The organism is Streptomyces sp. NPDC053542 (genome assembly GCF_044544685.1).
In the GTDB taxonomy this organism is placed as follows: domain Bacteria; phylum Actinomycetota; class Actinomycetes; order Streptomycetales; family Streptomycetaceae; genus Streptomyces.
The window spans coordinates 346,568-366,183 of sequence record NZ_JBITXL010000004.1 but is presented as its reverse complement, the minus strand read 5'-3'; the positions used below and the strand labels follow the sequence as shown (position 1 = coordinate 366,183).

General features: G+C 72.7%; 17 protein-coding genes. 10 read left to right on the top strand and 7 right to left on the bottom strand.

The features are described 5' to 3' along the window. Nucleotides 1-47: 47 nt before the first annotated feature. Genes pcaB through ACIGXO_RS13350 form a run of 5 tightly spaced genes read right to left on the bottom strand, consistent with a single transcriptional unit; the run spans nt 48 to nt 4,417 of the window. Nucleotides 48-1,445, bottom strand: coding sequence for a 3-carboxy-cis,cis-muconate cycloisomerase (gene pcaB, locus ACIGXO_RS13370; RefSeq protein ID WP_399784777.1), 1,398 nt, complete (start codon nt 1,443-1,445; stop codon nt 48-50). Further along, nucleotides 1,432-2,010 (bottom strand): protocatechuate 3,4-dioxygenase subunit alpha, encoded by a 579-nt coding sequence (pcaG, locus tag ACIGXO_RS13365; protein ID WP_399784775.1) that lies wholly within the window; start codon nt 2,008-2,010, stop codon nt 1,432-1,434. Before pcaG ends, pcaB begins: the two co-directional genes overlap by 14 nt. Then, complete coding sequence (gene pcaH, locus ACIGXO_RS13360) at nt 2,010-2,777, bottom strand: protocatechuate 3,4-dioxygenase subunit beta (protein WP_399784772.1); 768 nt, start codon at nt 2,775-2,777, stop codon at nt 2,010-2,012. The genes pcaG and pcaH overlap by 1 nt, the downstream gene beginning before the upstream one ends. A 9-nt stretch (nt 2,778-2,786) precedes the next feature. Beyond that, on the bottom strand, nt 2,787-3,575 hold the full coding sequence (locus ACIGXO_RS13355; RefSeq protein WP_399784769.1) for a CoA-transferase subunit beta: 789 nt from the start codon (nt 3,573-3,575) through the stop codon (nt 2,787-2,789). Further along, nucleotides 3,575-4,417: a CoA transferase subunit A gene (locus tag ACIGXO_RS13350; protein ID WP_399784766.1), complete on the bottom strand. Its 843-nt coding sequence runs from the start codon at nt 4,415-4,417 to the stop codon at nt 3,575-3,577. Before ACIGXO_RS13350 ends, ACIGXO_RS13355 begins: the two co-directional genes overlap by 1 nt. A gap of 91 nt (nt 4,418-4,508) precedes the next feature. Here ACIGXO_RS13350 and ACIGXO_RS13345 point away from each other — a divergent pair, with 91 nt between their 5' ends. Beyond that, on the top strand, nt 4,509-4,946 hold the full coding sequence (locus ACIGXO_RS13345) for a MarR family winged helix-turn-helix transcriptional regulator (RefSeq protein ID WP_399785646.1): 438 nt from the start codon (nt 4,509-4,511) through the stop codon (nt 4,944-4,946). A gap of 54 nt (nt 4,947-5,000) precedes the next feature. Here ACIGXO_RS13345 and ACIGXO_RS13340 read toward each other — a convergent pair whose 3' ends face one another. Beyond that, a complete protein-coding gene (locus ACIGXO_RS13340) occupies nt 5,001-5,753 on the bottom strand; it encodes an IclR family transcriptional regulator (protein WP_399784763.1) in 753 nt (250 codons plus the stop codon). A 223-nt stretch (nt 5,754-5,976) separates the two neighbouring features. Between ACIGXO_RS13340 and ACIGXO_RS13335 the strand changes: the two genes are divergently transcribed. From ACIGXO_RS13335 to ACIGXO_RS13305, 7 genes are all read left to right on the top strand, one after another. Next, nucleotides 5,977-7,332, top strand: coding sequence for an MFS transporter (locus ACIGXO_RS13335; protein ID WP_399784760.1), 1,356 nt, complete (start codon nt 5,977-5,979; stop codon nt 7,330-7,332). A 245-nt stretch (nt 7,333-7,577) separates the two neighbouring features. Then, the gene (locus ACIGXO_RS13330; protein WP_399784757.1) at nt 7,578-8,903 is read left to right on the top strand and encodes a condensation domain-containing protein; all 1,326 of its coding nucleotides are present in this window, start codon (nt 7,578-7,580) and stop codon (nt 8,901-8,903) included. 71 nt (nt 8,904-8,974) lie between these two features. Further along, nucleotides 8,975-9,304 (top strand): hypothetical protein, encoded by a 330-nt coding sequence (locus ACIGXO_RS13325; protein ID WP_399784754.1) that lies wholly within the window; start codon nt 8,975-8,977, stop codon nt 9,302-9,304. A gap of 188 nt (nt 9,305-9,492) precedes the next feature. Continuing rightward, the gene (locus ACIGXO_RS13320; RefSeq protein ID WP_399784751.1) at nt 9,493-10,650 is read left to right on the top strand and encodes an acyl-CoA dehydrogenase family protein; all 1,158 of its coding nucleotides are present in this window, start codon (nt 9,493-9,495) and stop codon (nt 10,648-10,650) included. Then, a complete protein-coding gene (locus ACIGXO_RS13315; RefSeq protein WP_399784749.1) occupies nt 10,650-12,320 on the top strand; it encodes a thiamine pyrophosphate-dependent enzyme in 1,671 nt (556 codons plus the stop codon). The genes ACIGXO_RS13320 and ACIGXO_RS13315 overlap by 1 nt, the downstream gene beginning before the upstream one ends. Then, on the top strand, nt 12,317-13,543 hold the full coding sequence (locus tag ACIGXO_RS13310) for a Glu/Leu/Phe/Val dehydrogenase dimerization domain-containing protein (RefSeq protein ID WP_399784746.1): 1,227 nt from the start codon (nt 12,317-12,319) through the stop codon (nt 13,541-13,543). The genes ACIGXO_RS13315 and ACIGXO_RS13310 overlap by 4 nt, the downstream gene beginning before the upstream one ends. Then, nucleotides 13,540-15,762 (top strand): acetate--CoA ligase family protein, encoded by a 2,223-nt coding sequence (locus ACIGXO_RS13305; protein WP_399784744.1) that lies wholly within the window; start codon nt 13,540-13,542, stop codon nt 15,760-15,762. The genes ACIGXO_RS13310 and ACIGXO_RS13305 overlap by 4 nt, the downstream gene beginning before the upstream one ends. On the opposite strand, the gene ACIGXO_RS13300 is transcribed toward ACIGXO_RS13305, so the two are convergent. After that, nucleotides 15,697-17,262, bottom strand: coding sequence for an APC family permease (locus ACIGXO_RS13300; RefSeq protein WP_399784742.1), 1,566 nt, complete (start codon nt 17,260-17,262; stop codon nt 15,697-15,699). The two genes, ACIGXO_RS13305 and ACIGXO_RS13300, sit on opposite strands and share 66 nt — an antisense overlap. Nucleotides 17,263-17,409: 147 nt before the next feature. On the opposite strand from ACIGXO_RS13300, the gene ACIGXO_RS13295 reads away from it, so the two are divergent. Both ACIGXO_RS13295 and ACIGXO_RS13290 read left to right on the top strand, forming a co-directional pair. Next, a complete protein-coding gene (locus tag ACIGXO_RS13295) occupies nt 17,410-18,021 on the top strand; it encodes a TetR/AcrR family transcriptional regulator (protein ID WP_399784739.1) in 612 nt (203 codons plus the stop codon). A 204-nt stretch (nt 18,022-18,225) separates the two neighbouring features. Then, nucleotides 18,226-19,611 (top strand): FAD-binding oxidoreductase, encoded by a 1,386-nt coding sequence (locus ACIGXO_RS13290; protein WP_399784735.1) that lies wholly within the window; start codon nt 18,226-18,228, stop codon nt 19,609-19,611. The last annotated feature ends 5 nt before the right edge of the window (nt 19,612-19,616 follow it).

The following is a 19,616-nucleotide window of genomic DNA, read 5'->3' as shown; positions in this document are numbered from 1 at the left end:
GTCAGGCGCCGGTCGCGGACGCGGGGCCGTGGCGGGTCCCGGTGGCTTCACGCGGCCGGGCCCGGACGGCGCAGCGCCCGGTCGGTGAGGACGGCCGCCGATCCGGTGTACGCGGCGGGGTCGGCCAGCGCGGCCAGCTCCTCCGGGGGCAGCGCACCGGCCACCTCCGGGTCGGCGCGCAGCACGTCGGCCAGCGTGCGGTCCTCCTCGACGGCGGTGCGCGAGGCGCGGGTCAGCGCCGCCTTGGCCGCCTGCCGCCCGAGTACCGGCGCGAGCGCGGCGGACAGCCGCTCGGCGGCCATCAGCCCCTTGGTCCGCATGAGGTTGGCGCGCATCCGGTCGGGGAAGACGCGCAGGCCCTCGGCCAGCGCGGCGGCGTGCTCGGCGGCGCCGCCGGCCAGCCGCAGCAGCTCGCGCAGCGGCTGCCATTCGGCGTGCCAGGCGCCGGCCGGGCGCTCGTCCTCGGCGGCCAGCGAGCCCAGTACGGTCGCGGCGAGACCCGGGGCCTGCCGGGCCGCGGCGGCGAGCAGCGTGGCGCGTACCGGATTGGCCTTGTGCGGCATCGCGGACGAGCCCCCGCCGCTGCCCTCGGCGACCTCACCGCACTCGGTACGGGAGAGCACCAGCACATCCGCGGCGATCTTGCCGAGCGCGCCGGTGGCGAACGCGAGCGCGGATGCCAGGTCGGCGACGGGCGTCCGCAGCGTGTGCCAGGGGAGTACCGGCTCGTCGAGCCCGGCCTCCGCCGCGTACGTCGCGATCAGCCGCTCCCCGTCCTCGGGCGCGAAGGTCTCCGACAGCGCGCCGAACGCGGCCAGCGTCCCGGCGGCCCCGCCCAGCTGGGCCGGCAGCCGGACCGCCGCCAGCCGCTCGTACGCGTCCAGGACCAGCGCCCGCCAGCCCGCCGCCTTCAGCCCGAAGGTGGTCGGCACGGCGTGCTGGGTGAGGGTGCGGCCCGGCATGACCGTCTCGCGGTGCACCTCCGCCAGCCCGTGCAGCGCGGTCGCCGTACGGGCGAGGTCACTCAGTACCAGCGCCACCGTCCGCCGTGCGACCAGCATCGCGCCGGTGTCCCAGATGTCCTGGCTGGTGGCGCCCCGGTGGACGTACGCGGCGGCGTCCGGCGCGCTCTCCTTGACCGCCGCGGTGAGGTCCGCGACCAGCGGGATCACCGGGTTGCCGCCGGAGCGGGCACGCAGCGCCAGGTCACGGACGTCAAACCGGCGCACGTCGGCCGCGGCCGTCACGGCGTCGGCCGCCGCGCCCGGGGCCTCGCCGAGCGCGGCCTGCGCGCGGGTGAGCGCGGCCTCCGCGTCCAGCATGGCCTGGAGGAACGCGGCGTCTCCCGTCGCGGCCTCGGCCGCCGAGCCGGCCCGGACGGGGGCCAGCAGCCCCACGTCCGCGGGCCCGGCGGCGGAGTCCCCGGCGGGTTCAGTCGAAGGCAAGGAAGACCGTCTCCTTGTCGCCCTGGAGGTGGATGTCGAAGCGGTACGTGCGGTGCTTGTCCGCCTCGGCCCTGGCGAGAAGAGTCTCCCGCCGCGCGGGCTCCAGACCCGACAGCAGCGTGTCGCCGGCGGGTTCGTCGAGGTAGGCGCGGGTGAAGAGGTGGTGCAGCAGGCCGCGCGCGAAGACGCAGACGGAGAGGTACGGCGCACCGCCCGGCGGCAGCGTGCGGATCGCGTAGTGCCCGTCGGCGTCGGTGGGCACCCGCCCGAAGCCGGTGAAGTCCACGCCGTTGCGGCCGTAGAAGCCACCGGTCACCGGGTCGCGGCGGAGCGAGCCGGGCTTGCCGGTGAGCGAGCCGTCGGGCGCCGCCTGCCAGAACTCCAGCAGTGCGTCCGGGACCGGCTCGCCGGCACCGTCGTACACGTATCCGTGCACGGTGATCGTGTCCGGGTGCCCGGCCGGGGCGATCTCGCCGCCGTCGGGGAACGGCAGCGCGTACCCGTAGAAGGGGCCCACGGTGTGCGAGGGCGTCGGGGCCAGTGCGGGGCTGTGCTGGTCGGACATCAGCGGCCCTCCTCGATCCAGGTGGCGGACGGACCGTCCAGGACGATGTCCCAGCGGTAGCCCAGCGAGAACTCCGGCTGGGACAGGTCGTGGTCGTAGGTGGCGATCAGCCGCTGCCGGGCCGACTCGTCGGTCACCGAGCGGAGGATCGGGTCGTACGGGAACAGCGGGTCGTTCGGGAAGTACATCTGCGTGACCAGCCGCTGGGTGAACGCGTCGCCGAAGAGCGAGAAGTGGATGTGCGCCGGGCGCCAGGCGTTGGTGTGGTTGCGCCAGGGGTAGGCCCCGGGCTTGATGGTGGTGAAGGAGTAGCTGCCGTCGTCGCCGGTCAGCACCCGGCCCACACCGGTGAAGTTGGGGTCCAGCGGCGCGGGGTGGTCGTCGCGCTGGTGGGCGTACCGGCCCGAGGCGTTGGCCTGCCAGATCTCGACGAGCTGGCCGCGCACGGGACGGCCGCGGCCGTCCAGCAGCCGCCCGGAGACGGTGATCCGCTCGCCGAGCGGCTCGCCCGTGTGCTGCCGGGTGAGGTCGTTGTCGAGGGCCGTGACGTCGGTGGTGCCGAAGGCCGGGCCGGACAGCTCGACGGTCTCCGGGTCGCCGTGCACCGCGACCAGCGGCTGCTTGGGGTGGCGCAACGCGCTGGAGCGGTACGGCGCGTAGTCGCGCGGCGGGTGGTGCGCGGCGGGCGCGCCGCCGGCCCGCGCCTTGTCGTACGCGTCCTGCAGCTCGGCCACTTCACGGTCGATGTCGTGCTGGGTGAGTGCCATGGTGGTCTCCTACTTCTTCCCTGCGGCCTTGAGCTTCCGCAGCGCGGCCAGCTCCTCGGTGGTGGGCGCGGCGGTGGTGCCCACCTCGGCCGCGACCCGCAGCTCCCAGCCGGTGGCCGCCCGCACCTGGTCGACGGTGACGCCGGGGTGCAGCTCGGTGAGGACCAGCTCGGCGGTCTCCGGGTCCGGGCGCAGCACGCCGAGGTCGGTGATGACGGCGGTGGGTCCGGCGCCCGGCATGCCGAGCGCGGCGCGGTCCTTGGGTCCGGAGCCGTGCCCGAGGGTGGTGACGAAGTCCAGTGCCCGCACGAAGTTACGGGTGGAGTGGCGCAGCACCATCAGCACCTTGCCACAGTTGGCGGCGATCTCCGGGGCGCCGCCCGCGCCGGGCAGCCGGCCCTCGGGCTTGTCCGGGCCGCGGTTGACCACGGTGGTGTTGATGTTGGCGTACCGGTCGACCTGGGCCGCGCCGAGGAAGCCGACGTCGATCCGGCCGCCCTGCAGCCAGTAGTTGAACATCTCCGGTACCGGCACCACCGCGTCGGCGGTCTCGGCCAGTTCGCCGTCGCCGATGGACAGCGGCAGCGCGGTCGGCTTGGAGCCGATCGTGCCGGACTCGTAGATGAGGACCAGGTCCGGATTGACGGTGGCGCGGGCCAGGTTGGCGGCGGTGCTGGGCAGGCCGATGCCGACGAAGCAGGTCTTCGCTCCGGCCAGCGCGCGGGCCGCGTTGACCTCCATCAGCTCGTCGCGGGTGAACGGGGTGAACTCGGTCTCGGTGACGGGCGCTTCGGACATCAGGCGTTCGCTCCTTCGGCGTCGGCCACGGGCGCCTGCGCGCCGCGCACGTGCGTCTCGATCCACTGGGTGAAGGCGTCGCGGTCCCGCGCGATGGGGTCCCACGCCTGGTAGAAGGCGTTGTCGCGGACGGTGTAGCCGGTGGCGTACGAGGGGTGGGCGCCGCCGGGCACGGGCACGACCGCGTCCAGCACCCAGGTCGGCAGGACGACGCCGCCGGGGCGCGGCTCCAGCTCGTCCACGATCTCCTCGACGGTGACCAGCACCCGGCTCGCGGCGAGCGCGGCCTCCTTCTGCACGCCGGTCAGGCCCCACAGCTGCACGTTGCCCGCGCGGTCGGCCTGCTGGGCGTGGATGACGGTGACATCGGGGTTGAGCGCCGCGACGGCCGCCAGCTTCTCGCCGGTGAACGGGCAGGTCACGGTCGAGACGGTGTCCGTACGGCCGGGAATGTCGCTGCCGCGGTAGCCGCGCAGGACGGCGAACGGGAGCTTGGAGGCGCCCGCGACGTAGCGGTTCGCCATGCCGGCGTGGCTGTGCTCGTCCAGCTCCAGGGGGCGCGGCCAGCCGTTCTCGACGGCGTCGCGGAAGCGGTGCAGCGAGCCGACGCCGGGGTTGCCGCCCCACGAGAAGACCAGCTTCTTCACCAGGCCCGCGCCGATCAGCTGGTCGTAGATGACGTCCGGCGTCATCCGGGCGAGGGTCAGGTCGGTGATGCCCTGGCGGATGATCTCGTGCGCCGCCGCGAACGGGATCAGGTGCGTGAAGCCTTCCATCGCGACGGTGTCACCGTCGCGAATGAGGTCCGCCACGGCGTCGTGGAGGCTGCGAATCTCGGCCATCGTCACTCCGCGGGAATAGTCAGTGTACTGATTAATTCGTCGACGGGCCGTAGACTTCCACCCGAGTCATGATTCGTCAATGGGAGGCCCCATGGCCGCGGTCGATCTGAGCACCCACCCCGGGCACCTGGCCCGGCGCCTCCAGCAGGCGCACTCGCTGCTGTGGGGCGCGATGGTCTCGGAGGAGACCACCTCCCCGCAGTTCGCCGTGCTCAACGCGCTGGTCGAGAAGCCGGACATCGACCAGCGCACGCTGAGCGAGCACGTGCACCTGGACCGCTCGACCATCGCCGACGTGGTCGCCAGGCTGGTCCGGCGCAACCTCGTGGAGCGGGTACGCGACCCGCACGACGGCCGCCGCAACGTACTCAAGCTCTCCGACGAGGGCGCCCGCCTGCACCGCAAGCTCGTCACCCGCACCACCCGCATGAACCGGGTCTTCCTCGCCCCGCTGGACGAGGAGGAGCAGGAGACGCTGCTGCGCCTGATCGGCAGGGTCGCGGACGCGGCGGAGGAGCTGCGGGGCTAGCCGGCCGGGGCTGCGGCGCTGTGGCCCCGGTCCGTACAGCGGACCCGCCGGCGCTCAGCCCGTGACCGGCAGGCCGCCGGCCACCGTCCGCGCCGCCGCCGTCAGCGACGCGACGAAGCGCGGCACCCGCTCGGCGGTGAAGCGCGCCGACGGGCCCCCGAAGGACAGCGTGGCCACCACCTCGCCACTCCGCGAGCGCACCGGAACGGCCACCGACGACAGTCCCTCCTCGTGCTCGCCGTGGCTGACCGCGTACCCGGCGCGCTCCGCCTCGGCCGCCCATTCGGACAGCGTGGCGGCATGCTTCGTGCCGTGCGGGGAGCGCCGCGCGACCCGCTCGACCAGCGCCGCGTCCGCGTCGATCAGCAGGATCTTCGACGGTCCGCCGGCCCACAGCGGCAGCTCGTCACCGACCCGTACGACGTGCCGCAGCGCCTGCGGGCCCTCCTCCTGGGCGATGCAGATGCGGTGCACGTCACGCCGTACGTACAGATGCACCGTCTCGCGGTGCTCGGCGGCCAGCTCGCGCAGCGCGCGCCGGGCGGTGGCCGGGAGGCGCCAGCCCTGGTCCGCCAGCCGGACCCAGCGCAGGAAGGTCGGGCCCGCCGTGTATCTGCCGTGCTCGTCCAGCCACAGCAGGCCGTTCATGCGGAGCGTCTGGAGCAGGCGGAGCGCGGTGGTCTTGGGCAGCCCGCTGCCCGCGACGATCTCCCGGAGGGACAGCGCGGGGCGCTCCTCGCCGAAGAGCCCCAGGATGTCGATGGCCCGCTGAACCGTCCGCATGCCGCCGCGCTCGCTCTCGCTCATGGCGCCCAGTATGGGACCGGGTCCGCTGCGCGGACCAGGGGGTCGGCCGGGGCGGGCAATCCCGCGGTTACTCGCCGGCAACCTCTTGTAGATAGTCAGCACACGTTCTATCGTCGCCGCAGCTCGGACCGAGTGGTCCGTACAGCGGACCAGATCCGACCGCGGACCCCGGTCCGTGCGGCGGACCGGATCCGCGCAGCCGACCGGACGAAGGAGTCCCCGCATGAGCGCGACCCTGCGCCCCGCCTCGCCCCCGCCCGTCGTCCCCGACGCCGCCCGCCCCGCCCTCAGCCGCGCCCGGTACGGGCTGCTCGCCTGCCTCTTCGTCATCACGGCGATCAACTACCTGGACCGCACGAACCTCTCGGTCGCGCTCCCGCACATCAAGGACGAGCTGCACCTCTCCGGCACCCAGCAGGGCCTGCTGCTCTCCTCCTTCGGCTGGGCGTACCTGCTGCTCCAGGTGCCCGCGGGCCGGCTCATCGACCGGATCGGCGCCAAGCTGGCCTTCGGGTACGCGCTGGTGGGCTGGTCGCTGGCGACCATCGTGGTCGCGGCGGCCCGCAGCTTCGTCCCGCTGGTCGGCATCCGCGTCGCGCTCGGCGCCTTCGAGGCGCCCGCCTTCCCGTCCAACAACCGCCTGGTCGTGAACTGGTTCCCGGGCCGGGAGCGCGGCCGCGCCACCGCCACGTACACCTCCGGCGAGTACATCGGCCTGGCCGTCGCCGCGCCCGTGCTCTCCCTGCTCACCGTGCACTTCGGCTGGCGCTCGGTCTTCCTGGTCACCGGCGTCGTCGGCCTGCTCTTCTCCGTGGTCTGGTTCGCCAGGGTCTACGACCGTCCCGAGCATTCCCCGAAGGTCAGCGCCGCGGAGCTTGCGCACATCCGGCAGGCGGACGAACTGGAGTCCGCCGAGGAGATCGCGGCGGCCAAGGAGCAGGCGGCCGTGCTGGACACCGGCGTCTGGTCCGACCTGCGGGTCCTGCTGAGCAACCGGCGGCTGTGGGGCATGTACATCGGCCAGTTCGCCAGCACCTCGGTCCTCTTCTTCTTCCTCACCTGGTTCCCGAGCTACCTGGTCGAGGAGAAGCACCTGGGCATCATCAAGGCCGGCTTCTGGGCCTCGGCGCCGTACCTCGCGGCGCTGGTCGGCACGATGGCGGGCGGCGCGTGGTCCGACCGGATGCTGAACTCCGGACGGTTCTCTCGAACGTTCGCCCGCAAGGCCCCCGTAATGATCGGTTTCGTACTCGCCTCAGTCATCGTCTGTGCGAACTTCACCAACTCCGTACCGCTGGTGATCACGTTCATGTCCGTCGCGTTCTTCGCGCAGGGCCTGATGCAGAACAGCTGGGCGCTGTTCTCCGACGCGGTGCCGCGCCGGCTCACCGGCACCGGCGGCGGCGTCTTCAGCTTCGCCGCGAACGCGGGCGGCGTGCTGACGCCGCTGGTCATCGGCGTGATCGTGGACCGCACCGGCTCCTTCGCCTGGGCGCTCGGCTACATCGCGATCGTCGTCCTGGTCGGCCTGCTGGCGTACGCCCTGCTCATCGACAAGGTGGAGCGCGTCGAGGGCTGATCCTGTCCGGCCGTCGGCGGCGCCGTTGTCCGGGCGCTTGTCATGGCCCCCGTTTCTGTCAGCTTTCCGGCTCGTTGGGTGAAGGAGCGGGTCCGGGTCGTGGCCGCCAACGCCGCCCGCCCCGGCCGCGCGAGCGGCATGGCAACTGACAGGCAACGAAAAGAGCCATAGTGCTTCAGGTACCCATCGAAGATGTGGAGATCGCCCCGGGACACGTCTTTGAGTGGTCGGTGGTGGAAACGAGAATGCACGGCTCGGCCGAATCCGACCCGCCGCACGAGACCACCACGTACAACCAGGCGAAACATTTCGCGGTCGCCCAGGACTCGCGCAGCACGGACGACTCCGTAAGCGCCTACGTGGCCGGATCGTTCGAGATCTCCGGGCCCCTGGACCGGTCCGCGCTGGAATCGGCGCTGCTGCATTTCGTGCGCCGCCACGAGGTGTTGCGCTGCACATTCCAGCAGCTCGCCGGCGACCTGTCCTGCGACGCGCTGGCGCCGGAGGACATCGAACTCAAAACGGTGGACGTGGGGCCGGTCGGCACCGTCGCCGGAATCCGCGCGTATCTGCACGAGTTCTTCCAGCGGGTCGACACGCTGTCCTGGCCGCTGATCATCATGGGCGCGGTCGTCAGGGACGACTCCACCACGGTGTACTTCGCCTGCGACCACCTGGTCACGGACGGGCTGTCGACGCCGATCGCGGTGCACGACATCGCCAGCGCCTACGCGGCCTACGCCGGCGGCGAGGAGCCCGACTTCTCCGAGGTGGGCAGCTATGTCGACTTCAGCCGCGAACAGCGCGGCCGCAACGGGACCATGGTCGCCGAGGACAGCCGGCTGGACCACTGGAAGGGGTTCATGGCGCGGGGCGGGAACTTCTTCCCGCCGTTCCCGCTCGACCTCGGCGTCGAGCCGGGCTGCCTGTATCCCACGGTCAACGAAACGGAAACGCTTCTGCGGGCGGACGGGGCCGCGGCGCTGGACGACCAGTGCCGGGCGGTCGACGGGCGGCTGTTCATGGGCCTGCTGGCCGCGGTGGGGGTGTCCCTCCGCAAGGAAGGCGGGCCGTCGGTCTACCGGGGCCTCATGCCGGTCAACGAACGCGGCCGGGGCGCCTATGCGCACACCATGGGCTGGTTCATCAATACGATGCCGATGGAATTCCCGGTGCCGGAGGGCGCGGAGTTCGCGGACGTGATGAGCGGCGTACGGAGCGCCTTCGCCGAAATGCAGCGCCATGCCGACGTGCCGTTCGTACAGGCGTGGCGGCTGCTCGCACCGCGCGAGTACACCGCGCTGCGCTACTGGCCGTATGCCGTGAACTTCTTCTCCTACCTGGATTTCCGCAAGGCGCCCGGCGCCGAGCAGCACGCCGCGCGGAACGCCAGAAAGCATCTGTGGGCCTCGCGCAGCAACGGCATCTGTTTCTGGTTCCACCGCAACGACGACGGCCTCCACATGAACTCCATTTACGTGGACACGCCGCAGGCCCGCGTCACGAAGTCGGCTCTCGGCGGCACGCTGGAGCAGACCTTGCGGAACATGGCAGAAAAGGGGACGTTCTAAAGGGGACGGTGCTGGTCCGCTCAGCGGACCAAGCGGCCCGTTCCGTGGTCCGCGCTCGCTACTCTGGCCGCATGACCCTGACACCGGAACTCCCCGCCGCCACCGCTGGCGACTGGTGGGTCACCACCGACCAGTCGCTGGCCCTCGCCCAGCAGCACGGCGCCGCCGCGCGCACGGCTCCCGACCTGCTGGCCACCCTCGCCGAGATCGGCCGGGTGCGGGCCGCCGCCGATACCGCGCTCGGTGGTGCCGTGCGCGCGCTGCTGTCCTCCGGGCACGACTGGGACGAGATCGCCGCCGCGCTCGGCCTGCCCGACGCGGCCGCCGCCCGCCGGGACACCGCGGACGCGCTGGCCCGCGCGGACCGCGCACTGGACCGGCGCCTCGGCCGTCACGGCTGACGACCGGCGCCTCGGCCACCACGGCCGACCGAGCCCCCGCTCTCCCCGGAAAGCCCCGAGCCCGCTGACCGACGATTCAGTCGGCGGGCTCATTGACATGCCCGCTCCCCGCTCCAAATACTGACTCACGATTCAGTAAGCGGCGCCGCCGCACCGCAGCGGCCGTCGCATCCGGAGAGGGAGAGCCCATGTCAGAGCTGCCCACCGAGCTGGTCCCGCTGACCCCCGAGCAGCGGGACATCATCGACCTCACCCGCGCGTTCGCCCGCGACGAGATCCGGCCGCGCGCCCGCGACGTGGACGAGGCCGATACCAAGACCCCCTGGGACCTGTGGCGCAAGGCCGCCGAGGTAGGCATCACCGGCTTCATGCTCCCGGCCGAGTACGGGGGCGGCGGCTTCACCGACGTCTTCACGCAGGCACTCGTGCAGGAGGAGCTGTGCGTGGGCGACCTCGGCATCGGCAACCTCCTCTGCTCCAACGGCTTCTTCGCCGACCCCGTGCTGGAGCTCGGCACCAAGGAGCAGCAGCGGACCTGGCTCACCCCGCTCACCGGCGTCGACACCCCCATGACCGCCCTGGCCACCACCGAGCCCGGCGCCGGCTCCGACGCCGCCTCGATCACCACCACCGCAACCCGCACCGCCGGCGGCTACCTGATCAACGGTCAGAAGGCGTGGATCTCCAACGCCGGCGAGGCCGAGCTGTACGTCGTGTTCGCCAAGACCGACCCCGCCCGGCGCGCCCGCGGCGTCACCGCGTTCCTGCTGCGCAAGGACACCGAGGGCGTCGAATTCGGCGCGCCCATGCGGAAGATGGGGCAGCGCGCGATCGTCTGCCGCGAGATCTTCTTCCGCGACGCGTTCGTACCGGAGGAGAACCGGCTCGGCGACGAGGGCCAGGGCTTCCACGGCCTCATGCGGACGTTCGACATCTCGCGCGCGGTCCTCGGCGCGGCCGCGACCGGCATCGCCCGCGCCGCCTACGAGTACGCCCGCGACTACGCCACCACCCGGCAGCAGTTCGGCAAGCCCATCATCGAGCACCAGGCCGTCGCCTTCCGCCTCGCGGACATGCGGACCCGCATCGAGCAGGCCCGGCTGATGACCTGGCGCGCGGCCAAGCGGCTGGACGCCGGGCTGGACGCGACCACCGAGGCCGCGATGGCCAAGCTCACCGCCTCCGAGACCGCCGCGTACTGCACCTGGGCCGCGGTCCAGACGCTCGGCGGCTGGGGCTACTCGCGCGAGTACCCGGTCGAGCAGTGGATGCGCGACGCCAAGCTGGAGGAGATCGAGGAAGGCACCTCGGACATCATGCGGCTCGTCATCGCGCGGGGGATGTGATGACGGCGGACATGAACGCGGTCGTGACAGAGGGCCGGGCGGCGGTCATGACGGGTGGTCAGGCCCTCGTGCGCGCGCTGGCCGCGCACGGCGTCACGCAGGCGTTCGGCATCCCCGGCACGCACAACCTGGAGATCTACCGCCACCTCGACGCGTACGGCATCGCGCACCTCAACCCCCGCCACGAGCAGGGCGCGGGCTACGCGGCCGACGCGTACGCCCGCGTCACCGGCCGCCCCGGCGTCGCGCTCACCACCACCGGCCCCGCGCTCCTCAACATCGCGGCGGCGGTCGGCCAGGCGTACTCCGACAGCGTCCCGCTGCTCGTCGTCTCGCCCGGGATGCCGCTGCGCCACCCGCGGCAGTCCACCGGGCTGCTGCACGAGATGCGCAGCCAGACGGACGCGCTGCGGGCGGTCGCGGCGGTCAGCCACCGGGTGTCGACGGTGGCGGAGATCGGCGCGGCGGTCGCCCGCGCGTTCACCCTCTTCCGTACGGGGCGGCCGCGCCCGGTGCACATCGAGGTGCCGCTGGACCTGCTGACGGCGGCGGAGGCGCCCGGTCCGGTACGGCTCGCGCCGCCCTGCGTGACGGTGGGCGCCGATGCCGGCCCGGTGGCCGAGGCCGCGGCGGCGCTGCGTCCGGCCCGCCGTCCCGTGCTCGTCCTCGGGGGCGGCGCGCGGGCCGCCGCCCCCGAATGCCGAGCGCTGGCAGAGCGGTTGGGCGCCCTCGTGGTGACCACCGCCAACGGCAAGGGCACCGTCCCCGAGACCCACCCCCTCTCCCTGGGCGTCTCCCTGCACAGCCCGGTGGTGCAGCGCTGGCTGGCCGAGGACTGCGACGCGGTGCTCGCGGTCGGCACGGAGCTCGCCGAGTCGGACGTATGGACGGCCGAGCCGCTCGCCCTGGGCGGCCCGCTGATCCGCGCGGACATCGATCCGGCACAGATGTACGGGGTGCTCCCGGCCGACATCGCGCTGGTGGGGGAGGGGCGGGAGACGGTACGGGCGCTGATCGAGGAGGCGGGGACCGAGGAGGCGGGGACCGAGCGGGACACGGGTGCGGCCGCGCGTACGGCCGCCGCCCTTCGTGCCGAGCGGGACGCGGAGACGGCCGAGCGGGACGCGCGCTGGCTGCCGTACCTCCGGGTGCTCCGCGAGGTACTGGACCCGGACGCCGTCCTCACCTCCGACAGCGCCCAGTGCTGCTACTACGGCGCGATCCCGCACCTCCCGCTCGGCCCGGAGGGCCGCTATCTGCACCCGACCGGCTTCGGCACCCTCGGCTACGCGCTGCCCGCCGCCATCGGCGCCAAGGTCGCGGACCCGGGGCGGCAGGTCGTCGCGCTGAGCGGCGACGGCGGGCTGCAGTTCTCCGTACAGGAGCTGGCCACCGCCGTACAGACCCGACTGCCGCTCCCTGTGGTCGTGTTCGACAACGGGGGGTACGGCGAGATCCGCGACGAGATGGCCGCGCGGGGCGACCGGCCGATCGCCGTCGACCTGCCGCCGAGCGGCGTACCGCCCGTCGACCTGCCCGCGCTGGCCCGTGCGTACGGAGGCCAGGGCGTACGCGCCGCGACCGCCGCCGAACTCGCCGACGCCCTCGGCAAGGCACTCACCACCCCCGGCCCCACCGTCATCACCGTCCCCGAGGAGCCCGCCCGATGAGCCAGCCCGCGCCTGCCCCTGCCTCTGCCCCTGCCTCTGACGCTGGCCCCGCCCCCCTGACGTCCCTCACCTGGACCGATCACGAGACCGGTCACCGGGGTTACCTGGTCATCGACCGGCTCGTGCGCGGCGTGTCCAGCGGCGGCCTGCGGATGCGGGCCGGCTGCACCCTCGACGAAGTGACCGGGCTCGCCCGCGGCATGACCATGAAGGAGGCGCTGCACTACAACCCCGAGGGCCGGTACATCCCGCTCGGCGGCGCGAAGGGCGGCATCGACTGCGACCCGCGCGCGCCCGAGGCGTACGGCGTCCTCGTGCGCTACCTGCGGGCCATGCGCCCGTACATCGAGCACTTCTGGACCACCGGCGAGGACCTGGGCCTGACCCAGGACCTGGTCGACAAGGCGGCGGACGAGGCCGGGCTGGTCTCCTCCATCCAGGCGGTGTACCCGCTCCTCGAGGACGAGACGGCCGCCCGGCAGCGGCTCGCCGACGCCTTCGCCATCGACGTGGACGGGATCGGGCTGGACGAGCTGGTGGGCGGCTGCGGTGTCGCGGAGGCCGCGCTCGCCGCGCTGGACCGCGCGGGCGTCCCGTACGCGGGCACCCGGGTCGCCGTGCAGGGGCTGGGCACGATGGGCGGCGCGACCGCGCGCTTCCTGGCCCGCGCCGGACTGCGGGTCGTCGCGGTCGCCGACGTCAAGGGGACCATGGCCAACCCGGACGGGCTGGACGTCGAGGCGCTGCTCGCCGCCCGCGACCCGCACGGCACCGTGGACCGCGCGGCGCTGCGCCCCGGTGACCGCGAACTGCCGGGTGACGCCTGGCTGTCGGCGGACGCGGAGATCCTGGTACCGGCGGCCGTCTCGTACGCCATCGACGCCGGGAACCAGGCGGACATCACCGCGCGTTGGGTGGTCGAGGCGGCGAACATGCCGGTACGGGAGGAGGCCGAGGCGCTGCTCACCGCCCGCGGGGTGACGGTGCTGCCCGACGTCGTCGTCAACTCCGGGACGAACGCCTGGTGGTGGTGGACGCTCTTCGGGGACATCGGCGCCGACGCGGACGAGGCGTTCGCGTACACGCGGCGGTCGATGCGGGCCCTGATCGACCAGATGCTGGCGCGCGCCGAGGCGGTCGGCTGCACGCCGCGCGCCGCCGCGCACGGCATCGTGGCGGACCGGCTGCCGGTGATCGCGGAGCGGTTCGGGTGGTACCGATGACGCCTGAACAGGACCCCTTGGACTCGCTGTTCGACCCCCGGTCCGTGGCCGTGGTCGGGGCCTCGGCCAATCCCGAGAAGTGGGGGTACTGGCTCGCCTCCGGAGCGCTCGCCGGGCGCGGGCGCCGGGCGGTGCACCTGGTCAACCGGCGCGGCGGCGCGCTGGACGGCGTGCCCTTCCTGCCGGACCTCGGCGCCCTGCCGAGCGCGCCGGAGCAGGTGGTGGTGGCCGTACCGCCGCCCCAGGTGCGGGCGGTGGTCGCCGAGGGGCTGGCGGCCGGTGCCCGCTGCTTCACGGTCATCACCTCGGGCGGCGCGGACGCGGAGGCGGAACAGGCGCTGGCGTCCCTGATCCGGGGACACGGCGCCCGCCTCCTCGGCCCGAACTGCATGGGCGTCGTCGACACCACCAGCGACCTCCGCCTGAGCTGGGGCGACTTCCCGGCCGGGCAGTTCGGCCTGGTCTCCCAGAGCGGCAATCTCGCACTGGAGATCGGCCGCCTGCTGGCCCGCGCGGGCCAGGGCTTCTCCCGCTTCGTCTCGCTCGGCAATCAGCGGGACATCGACGCGACGGACGCGCTGTTGGCGCTGGTGCGTCATGAGCCGACGCGGGTCATCGCCGCGTACGTCGAGGACTTCCGCGACGGGCGGCGGCTGGGCCGGGCGCTTGCCGCGGCGCATGCGGCCGGGAAGCCGGTCCTGCTGCTGACCGTGGGCGGTAGCGCCGCGTCGGGCCGCGCCGCGGCATCCCACACGGGGGCCCTGGTCAGCGCCCGCGCCACGGTCGCCGCCGTTTGCCGGGACGCCGGCGCGGTGCTGTTGGACACGGCGGGGGAGGTGGTGGATGTGGCGGCGTGCCTGCTGGCCGCGCGCGGTCGCGCCGCCTCCCACCCAGCTGCGGGCAATCGTGCCGCTGGGGCGGCACGGGTGGGCGCAGCGGCACCCCCGCGGCGGGCAGCCGCAGATACGGGCCCCAGCCACCCACCGGCGTCGCGCCCCCGCACAGCCATCCTCGCCGACAGCGGCGGCCAAGGCGCCCTAGCCGCAGACGCCTGCGCCGCCCGCGGCCTCGACGTACCCCCGTTCTCCGCCGCCACCGCGGCAACCGTCGCCGCTCACCTCCCGCCCGGCGCCGGCTGCGCCAACCCCGTAGACCTAGCCGGCGCAGGCGAGGCCGACCTAGCCACATACGCGCAGCTCACCCGCGCCCTCCTCACCTCCGGAGAAGCCGATGCCGTAATCCTCACCGGCTACTTCGGCGACTACGCGACCGCCAATCCGGCGCAGGCCGCGCGCGAGACCGAGGTGGCGCGGGAACTCGCCGACGCTGCCACCGCGTCGGGCCGCCTGCTCCTCGTCCACACCATGGCCCGCGACACCCCCGCCCTCGCCGTCCTCCGGCAGCGCGGCGTCCCGGTCTACGAACGCATCGAGCAGGCCGCGACGGCCCTGTCCGGCCTGGCCCGCGTCCGTACGGCGCAGCTCCGGCCGCCCCTGCCCACCCCGCCCCCGTCCCCGCACCGCGCCCCCGACGGCGACTACGAGACCACCCGCGACCTGCTCTGTTCCTACGGACTGACGTTCCCCGCCGCCGAGTTCGTCCACACTGCCGACGAGGCCGCGGCGGCCGCGCTCCGCGTCGGCTACCCGCTCGCCCTGAAGGCGATGGGCCTGGCGCACAAGACGGAGGCCGGGGGAGTAGCACTCGGCCTCGCCGACGAGTCGGCTCTGCGCGGAGCCTTCGCGCGGATGACCGCCGCGACAGGTGCGCACCGATATGCCGTCGAGGCCATGGCCACACCTCCGTACGCGGTCGAACTGATCGCCGGTGTACGGCGCGACCCCGCCTTCGGCCCGGTCCTCATGGCCGGCATCGGCGGCGTACGTGCCGAGCTCCTCGCCGACACCGCACTCGCCCTGGCGCCCCTCACCCCCGACCACGCCCGCGACCTGCTGCTCTCCCTGCGCCACGCGCCCCTGCTCACCGGCTGGCGCGGCGCCCCGCCCGTCGACCTCGACGCCGCGGCGGCCGCCCTCTGCGCCCTCGCTCGCGCCGCCGCCGAACACCCCGAACTCACCGACATCGAGATCAACCCGCTCCTCGTCCACCCGGGCGGCGCGGTGGCCCTGGACGCGGCTGCCGTACTGGGTCAGTCATCCCTTCGCGCGCCGCGTCTTCGTGCCCAGTGCGTAGAACACCAACCCGATGACCAGGAATAGAGCCAGCGGGAGTACTTGGCTGAGGGTGTAGGCGATTCGCTGCCCCGCGAAGGACGGCGGCAGCGAATCGGCCGCGTTCCCCTCCGTGCCGAACCACCCGACCCCGAAGCCGGGCCAGATCAGGACCACGACTGTGAAGGCGACGAGGCCCGTTGCCAGTGTGGTGACCACCCATGCGCCGAGTCGCCCGCCCGGCACGGCGTAAGGCCGCACCGTGTCCGGGTACTTCCGCCGCAGCACCAGCAGGCTCGGGAAGGTGATGACGTACGAGATGAATGTGGTGGAAATCGTCAGCCCGAGCCCAGCCGCGAAATACTTCTCGCCGTCGCCTTCGGTCAGGTTGAGGGCTAGGACGAAAAGAACCGAAGCGAGGGCCGCCGACAGCAGGTTCACGCGGACCGGTGTGCCGCGCTTTTCGTCGATCTTGCCGAGCCAGGCCGGTCCCACGCCGTCCGCGCAGGCCACCGCCTGCGCCCGGTGCGCGCCCATCGCCCAGGTGACGCCGCTGGTCAGCAGCCCGATGATGAGCCCGGCCGCCGCGATGCCGCCGAAGACCGAGCCCGCGCCGCTCAGCGTGACGGTGCCGTCGGCGGCGATATGGCCCCCGTACACCGTGAATACGGCCTTGCACGCGTCGATGAATCCACCGAGGCTGCCGATCTCCTTTCCGGGAAGGACGAAGAGGATTCCGAGGATGGGGCCGCCGTACAGCACGATCGACGCCAGGCCGGAGCGCAGGATCGAGAGCGGGATGTCCCGGCGCGGATTGGTCATCTCCTCGGCCGCCGAACTCGGCAGCTCGAACCCCACGTAGTTGAAGATCAGTACGGGGACCAGGGCGATGAATCCCGCATACGTCGGCGCGAATTCGCCCGCGGGGAGTGCGTGCACGCCGTGCTCGAAAGCGAAGACGACCACGGAGACGAGAAAGAAGCCCAGGAGTACGATGCGTGCGATGGCGCCCGCGATCGGGACCCACTTCCCGAACCGTACGGCCTGGACGACGGCGAGCGCCCCGCCCCAGATGAAGACCAGCCCCGCCGCGTACTTCCACACCCCGGGGAGCGGTGTGAAGAATTCCTCCCACGTCGTCAGCGCGATGATGCAGAGGCTGCCGCCGACCCATACCGGATTGGATATCCAGTAGAGGATCTGGTTGAGACCGGCGGTGAGCCGCCCGAAGGCGAGTCGGGTCCAGACGTACGGGCCGCCCTGTACGGGGAAGGCGGAGCCCAGCTCGGCGACCAGCAGGCCGTACGGGAGGAAGAAGGCGAGGGCGAGGATCGCCATCCAGGTCAGGCCCTGCGGGCCCTGCGCCGCCACCGACCCGATCGTGTCCAGCCCGACCAGCGTGCAGATCAGGAAGAACAGCACGTCCAGCCGCCGCAGATCCTTTCGGAGCCGGCCGCGCTGCTCGCCCCACCCCTCGGAGAGGTCGGGCGAGTCCGGGCCTTTGCGGCCCGATGGAGCGGACAGCTGTGGCGTCTCTGTGTCTCTCACACGGACTCCCTGCGACGACGCGGGCGGGACGGCGGAGCGGAACGCTCCAACTAACTGAACGCGCAGTCAGTAATGGGAAGGGACTGTGGCCCCGCAGCCGGGCGGTGTCAAGGGTTCTCGCACGCACGCCGCCTGTAGGCTGACGGCGTGGCAAGAGTCCGGTTGAACGTGGCGGAGCGGCGCGAAGAGCTGCTGCGCGCCGCGATTGAGCAGATCGAGGCCCGTGGTGTCGCGGCGGTCCGCGTCTCCGACGTGGCCTCGGCGCTGGGTGTCTCCAACGCGCTCGTCCTGTACCACTTCTCCACGAAGGAAAAGCTTGTCGCGGCGGCGTTCGCGCACGCGGCCGAGGCCGATCTCGCGCACCTGCGGCAGCTCCTCGGTCGCCGCACGACCGCGGTACGCCGGCTGCGCGCGGCGGTGCGGTGGTATGCGCCTACGGGGCAGGCGAAAGGCTGGCGCCTGTGGATCGAGGGGTGGGCCGCGGCCCTGCGCGATCCCGTCCTGCGGGAGACGGCCGGCGGCCTGGACCAGCAATGGAAGAAGGCCCTCGCGGATGTGATGGCCGAGGGCGCGGCGGCGGGTGAATTCGACTGCCCCGACCCCGCGGCCTCGGCGTGGCGCCTCACGGCGTTCCTGGACGGCCTGGCCGTCCAGATGACCTCTTACCAGGGCCCGCTCTCCCGCGCTTCGATGCTGGAGTGGGCGGAGGAGTCGCTGGCCCGCGAACTGGGCCTGACCCGCGACTCCCTCAGCGCGTAGTCGCGTACGCGACGCATTCCCACCAGGTGCGGGCGTTGACGGTCACCTGCGCGCCCTCCGGTCGCGGCCTTTATCTCATATCGACTCTCGCCAACCGTTGGACCATTCGCCCCCGCAGTCCCCTCGGTAAAACGCTCGTCGCCGAGCTGGAATTGCCAGTGGCGGGGGATTGCCGGAGTGCGTCCGCGGCGGGACGCTGACGCCATGAAATCGGAAACTCTGGAAGCGCTGAGGGAAGCGGTGCGGGGGCCTGTTATAGGGCCGGAGGATTCCGGATATGACGACGCCCGCAAGGTCTACAACGGGATGATCGACAAGCGTCCCGGTGCGGTCGTGCGGTGCTCGGACGTCGCCGACGTCATGAGCGCGGTGCGGACCGTCCGCGAGCAGGGGCTCGAACTCGCCGTACGGGGCGGAGGGCACAGCGGGCCGGGGCTCGGCATCGTGGACGGCGGCGTCACCGTCGACCTGGCGCCGATGCGCTGGGTGCGGGTCGATCCCGGCGCGCGGACCGCGCAGGTCGGGGGCGGGGGACTGCAGGCCGACCTCGATCACGCCACGCACGCCTTCGGCCTCGCCGTGCCCTCCGGCACCGTGTCCACCACGGGCCTCGGCGGGCTGACGCTCGGCGGCGGGCACGGGTACCTCACGCGGAAGTACGGCCTGACGCTGGACAGTTTGCTGGCCGCCGACGTCGTACTCGCCGATGGCAGTTTCGTCACCGTGGACGAGAAGAACCACCCCGAGCTGTTCTGGGCGCTGCGCGGCGGAGGCGGGAATTTCGGCGTGGTGACCTCCTTCACCTACCGGCTGCATCCGGTGAGCACGGTGGGGGTCGGGATTACCGTGTGGCCGGCCGAGCGGACGCGTGAAGTCCTGGGCTGGTACCGGGAATTCCTGCCGCGGCAGAGGGAGGATCTGTACGGTTTCTTCGCGGTGCTGAACGTGCCGCCGCGGCCGCCGTTCCCCGATGAGATTCACGGGCGGAAGATGTGCGGGGTGGTGTGGTGCTGGACGGGTGAACCGGACCGGCTGAGCGAGGCGCTCGCCGCCGTACAGGAGCCCGGAAAGCCCGCATTCCATTTCGCGGCGCCGATGCCGTATCCGGAGCTGCAGTCCATGTTCGACGAGCTGTTGCCGCCCGGACTGCAGTGGTACTGGCGCGGGCACTTCTTCGACCGGATTCCGGACGCCGCGCTGGACGCGCACCTCACGTACGCGGAAGGGCTGCCGGACGGGCTGTCGACCATGCATCTGTACCCGGTCGACGGGGCCGCGCACCGGGTGGGGAGCGGCGACACCGCGTGGAGCTACCGGGACGCGCTGTGGTCCGGGGTCTTCGCCGGCATCGACCCCGACCCGGCCAACGCGCAGACGATCAAGGAGTGGAGCGTCGCGTACTGGGAGGCGCTGCGCCCCTACTCGATGGGCGGCGGCTATGTGAACTTCATCGGCGAGGGGGAAGGGGAGGACCGGGTCCGGGCCACCTACCGGGAGAACTACGACCGGCTGGCGCGGATCAAGCGCGAGTACGACCCGGACAACGTCTTCCACACGAACCAGAACGTGCGGCCGGCGGACGTCGCGTGACGTCG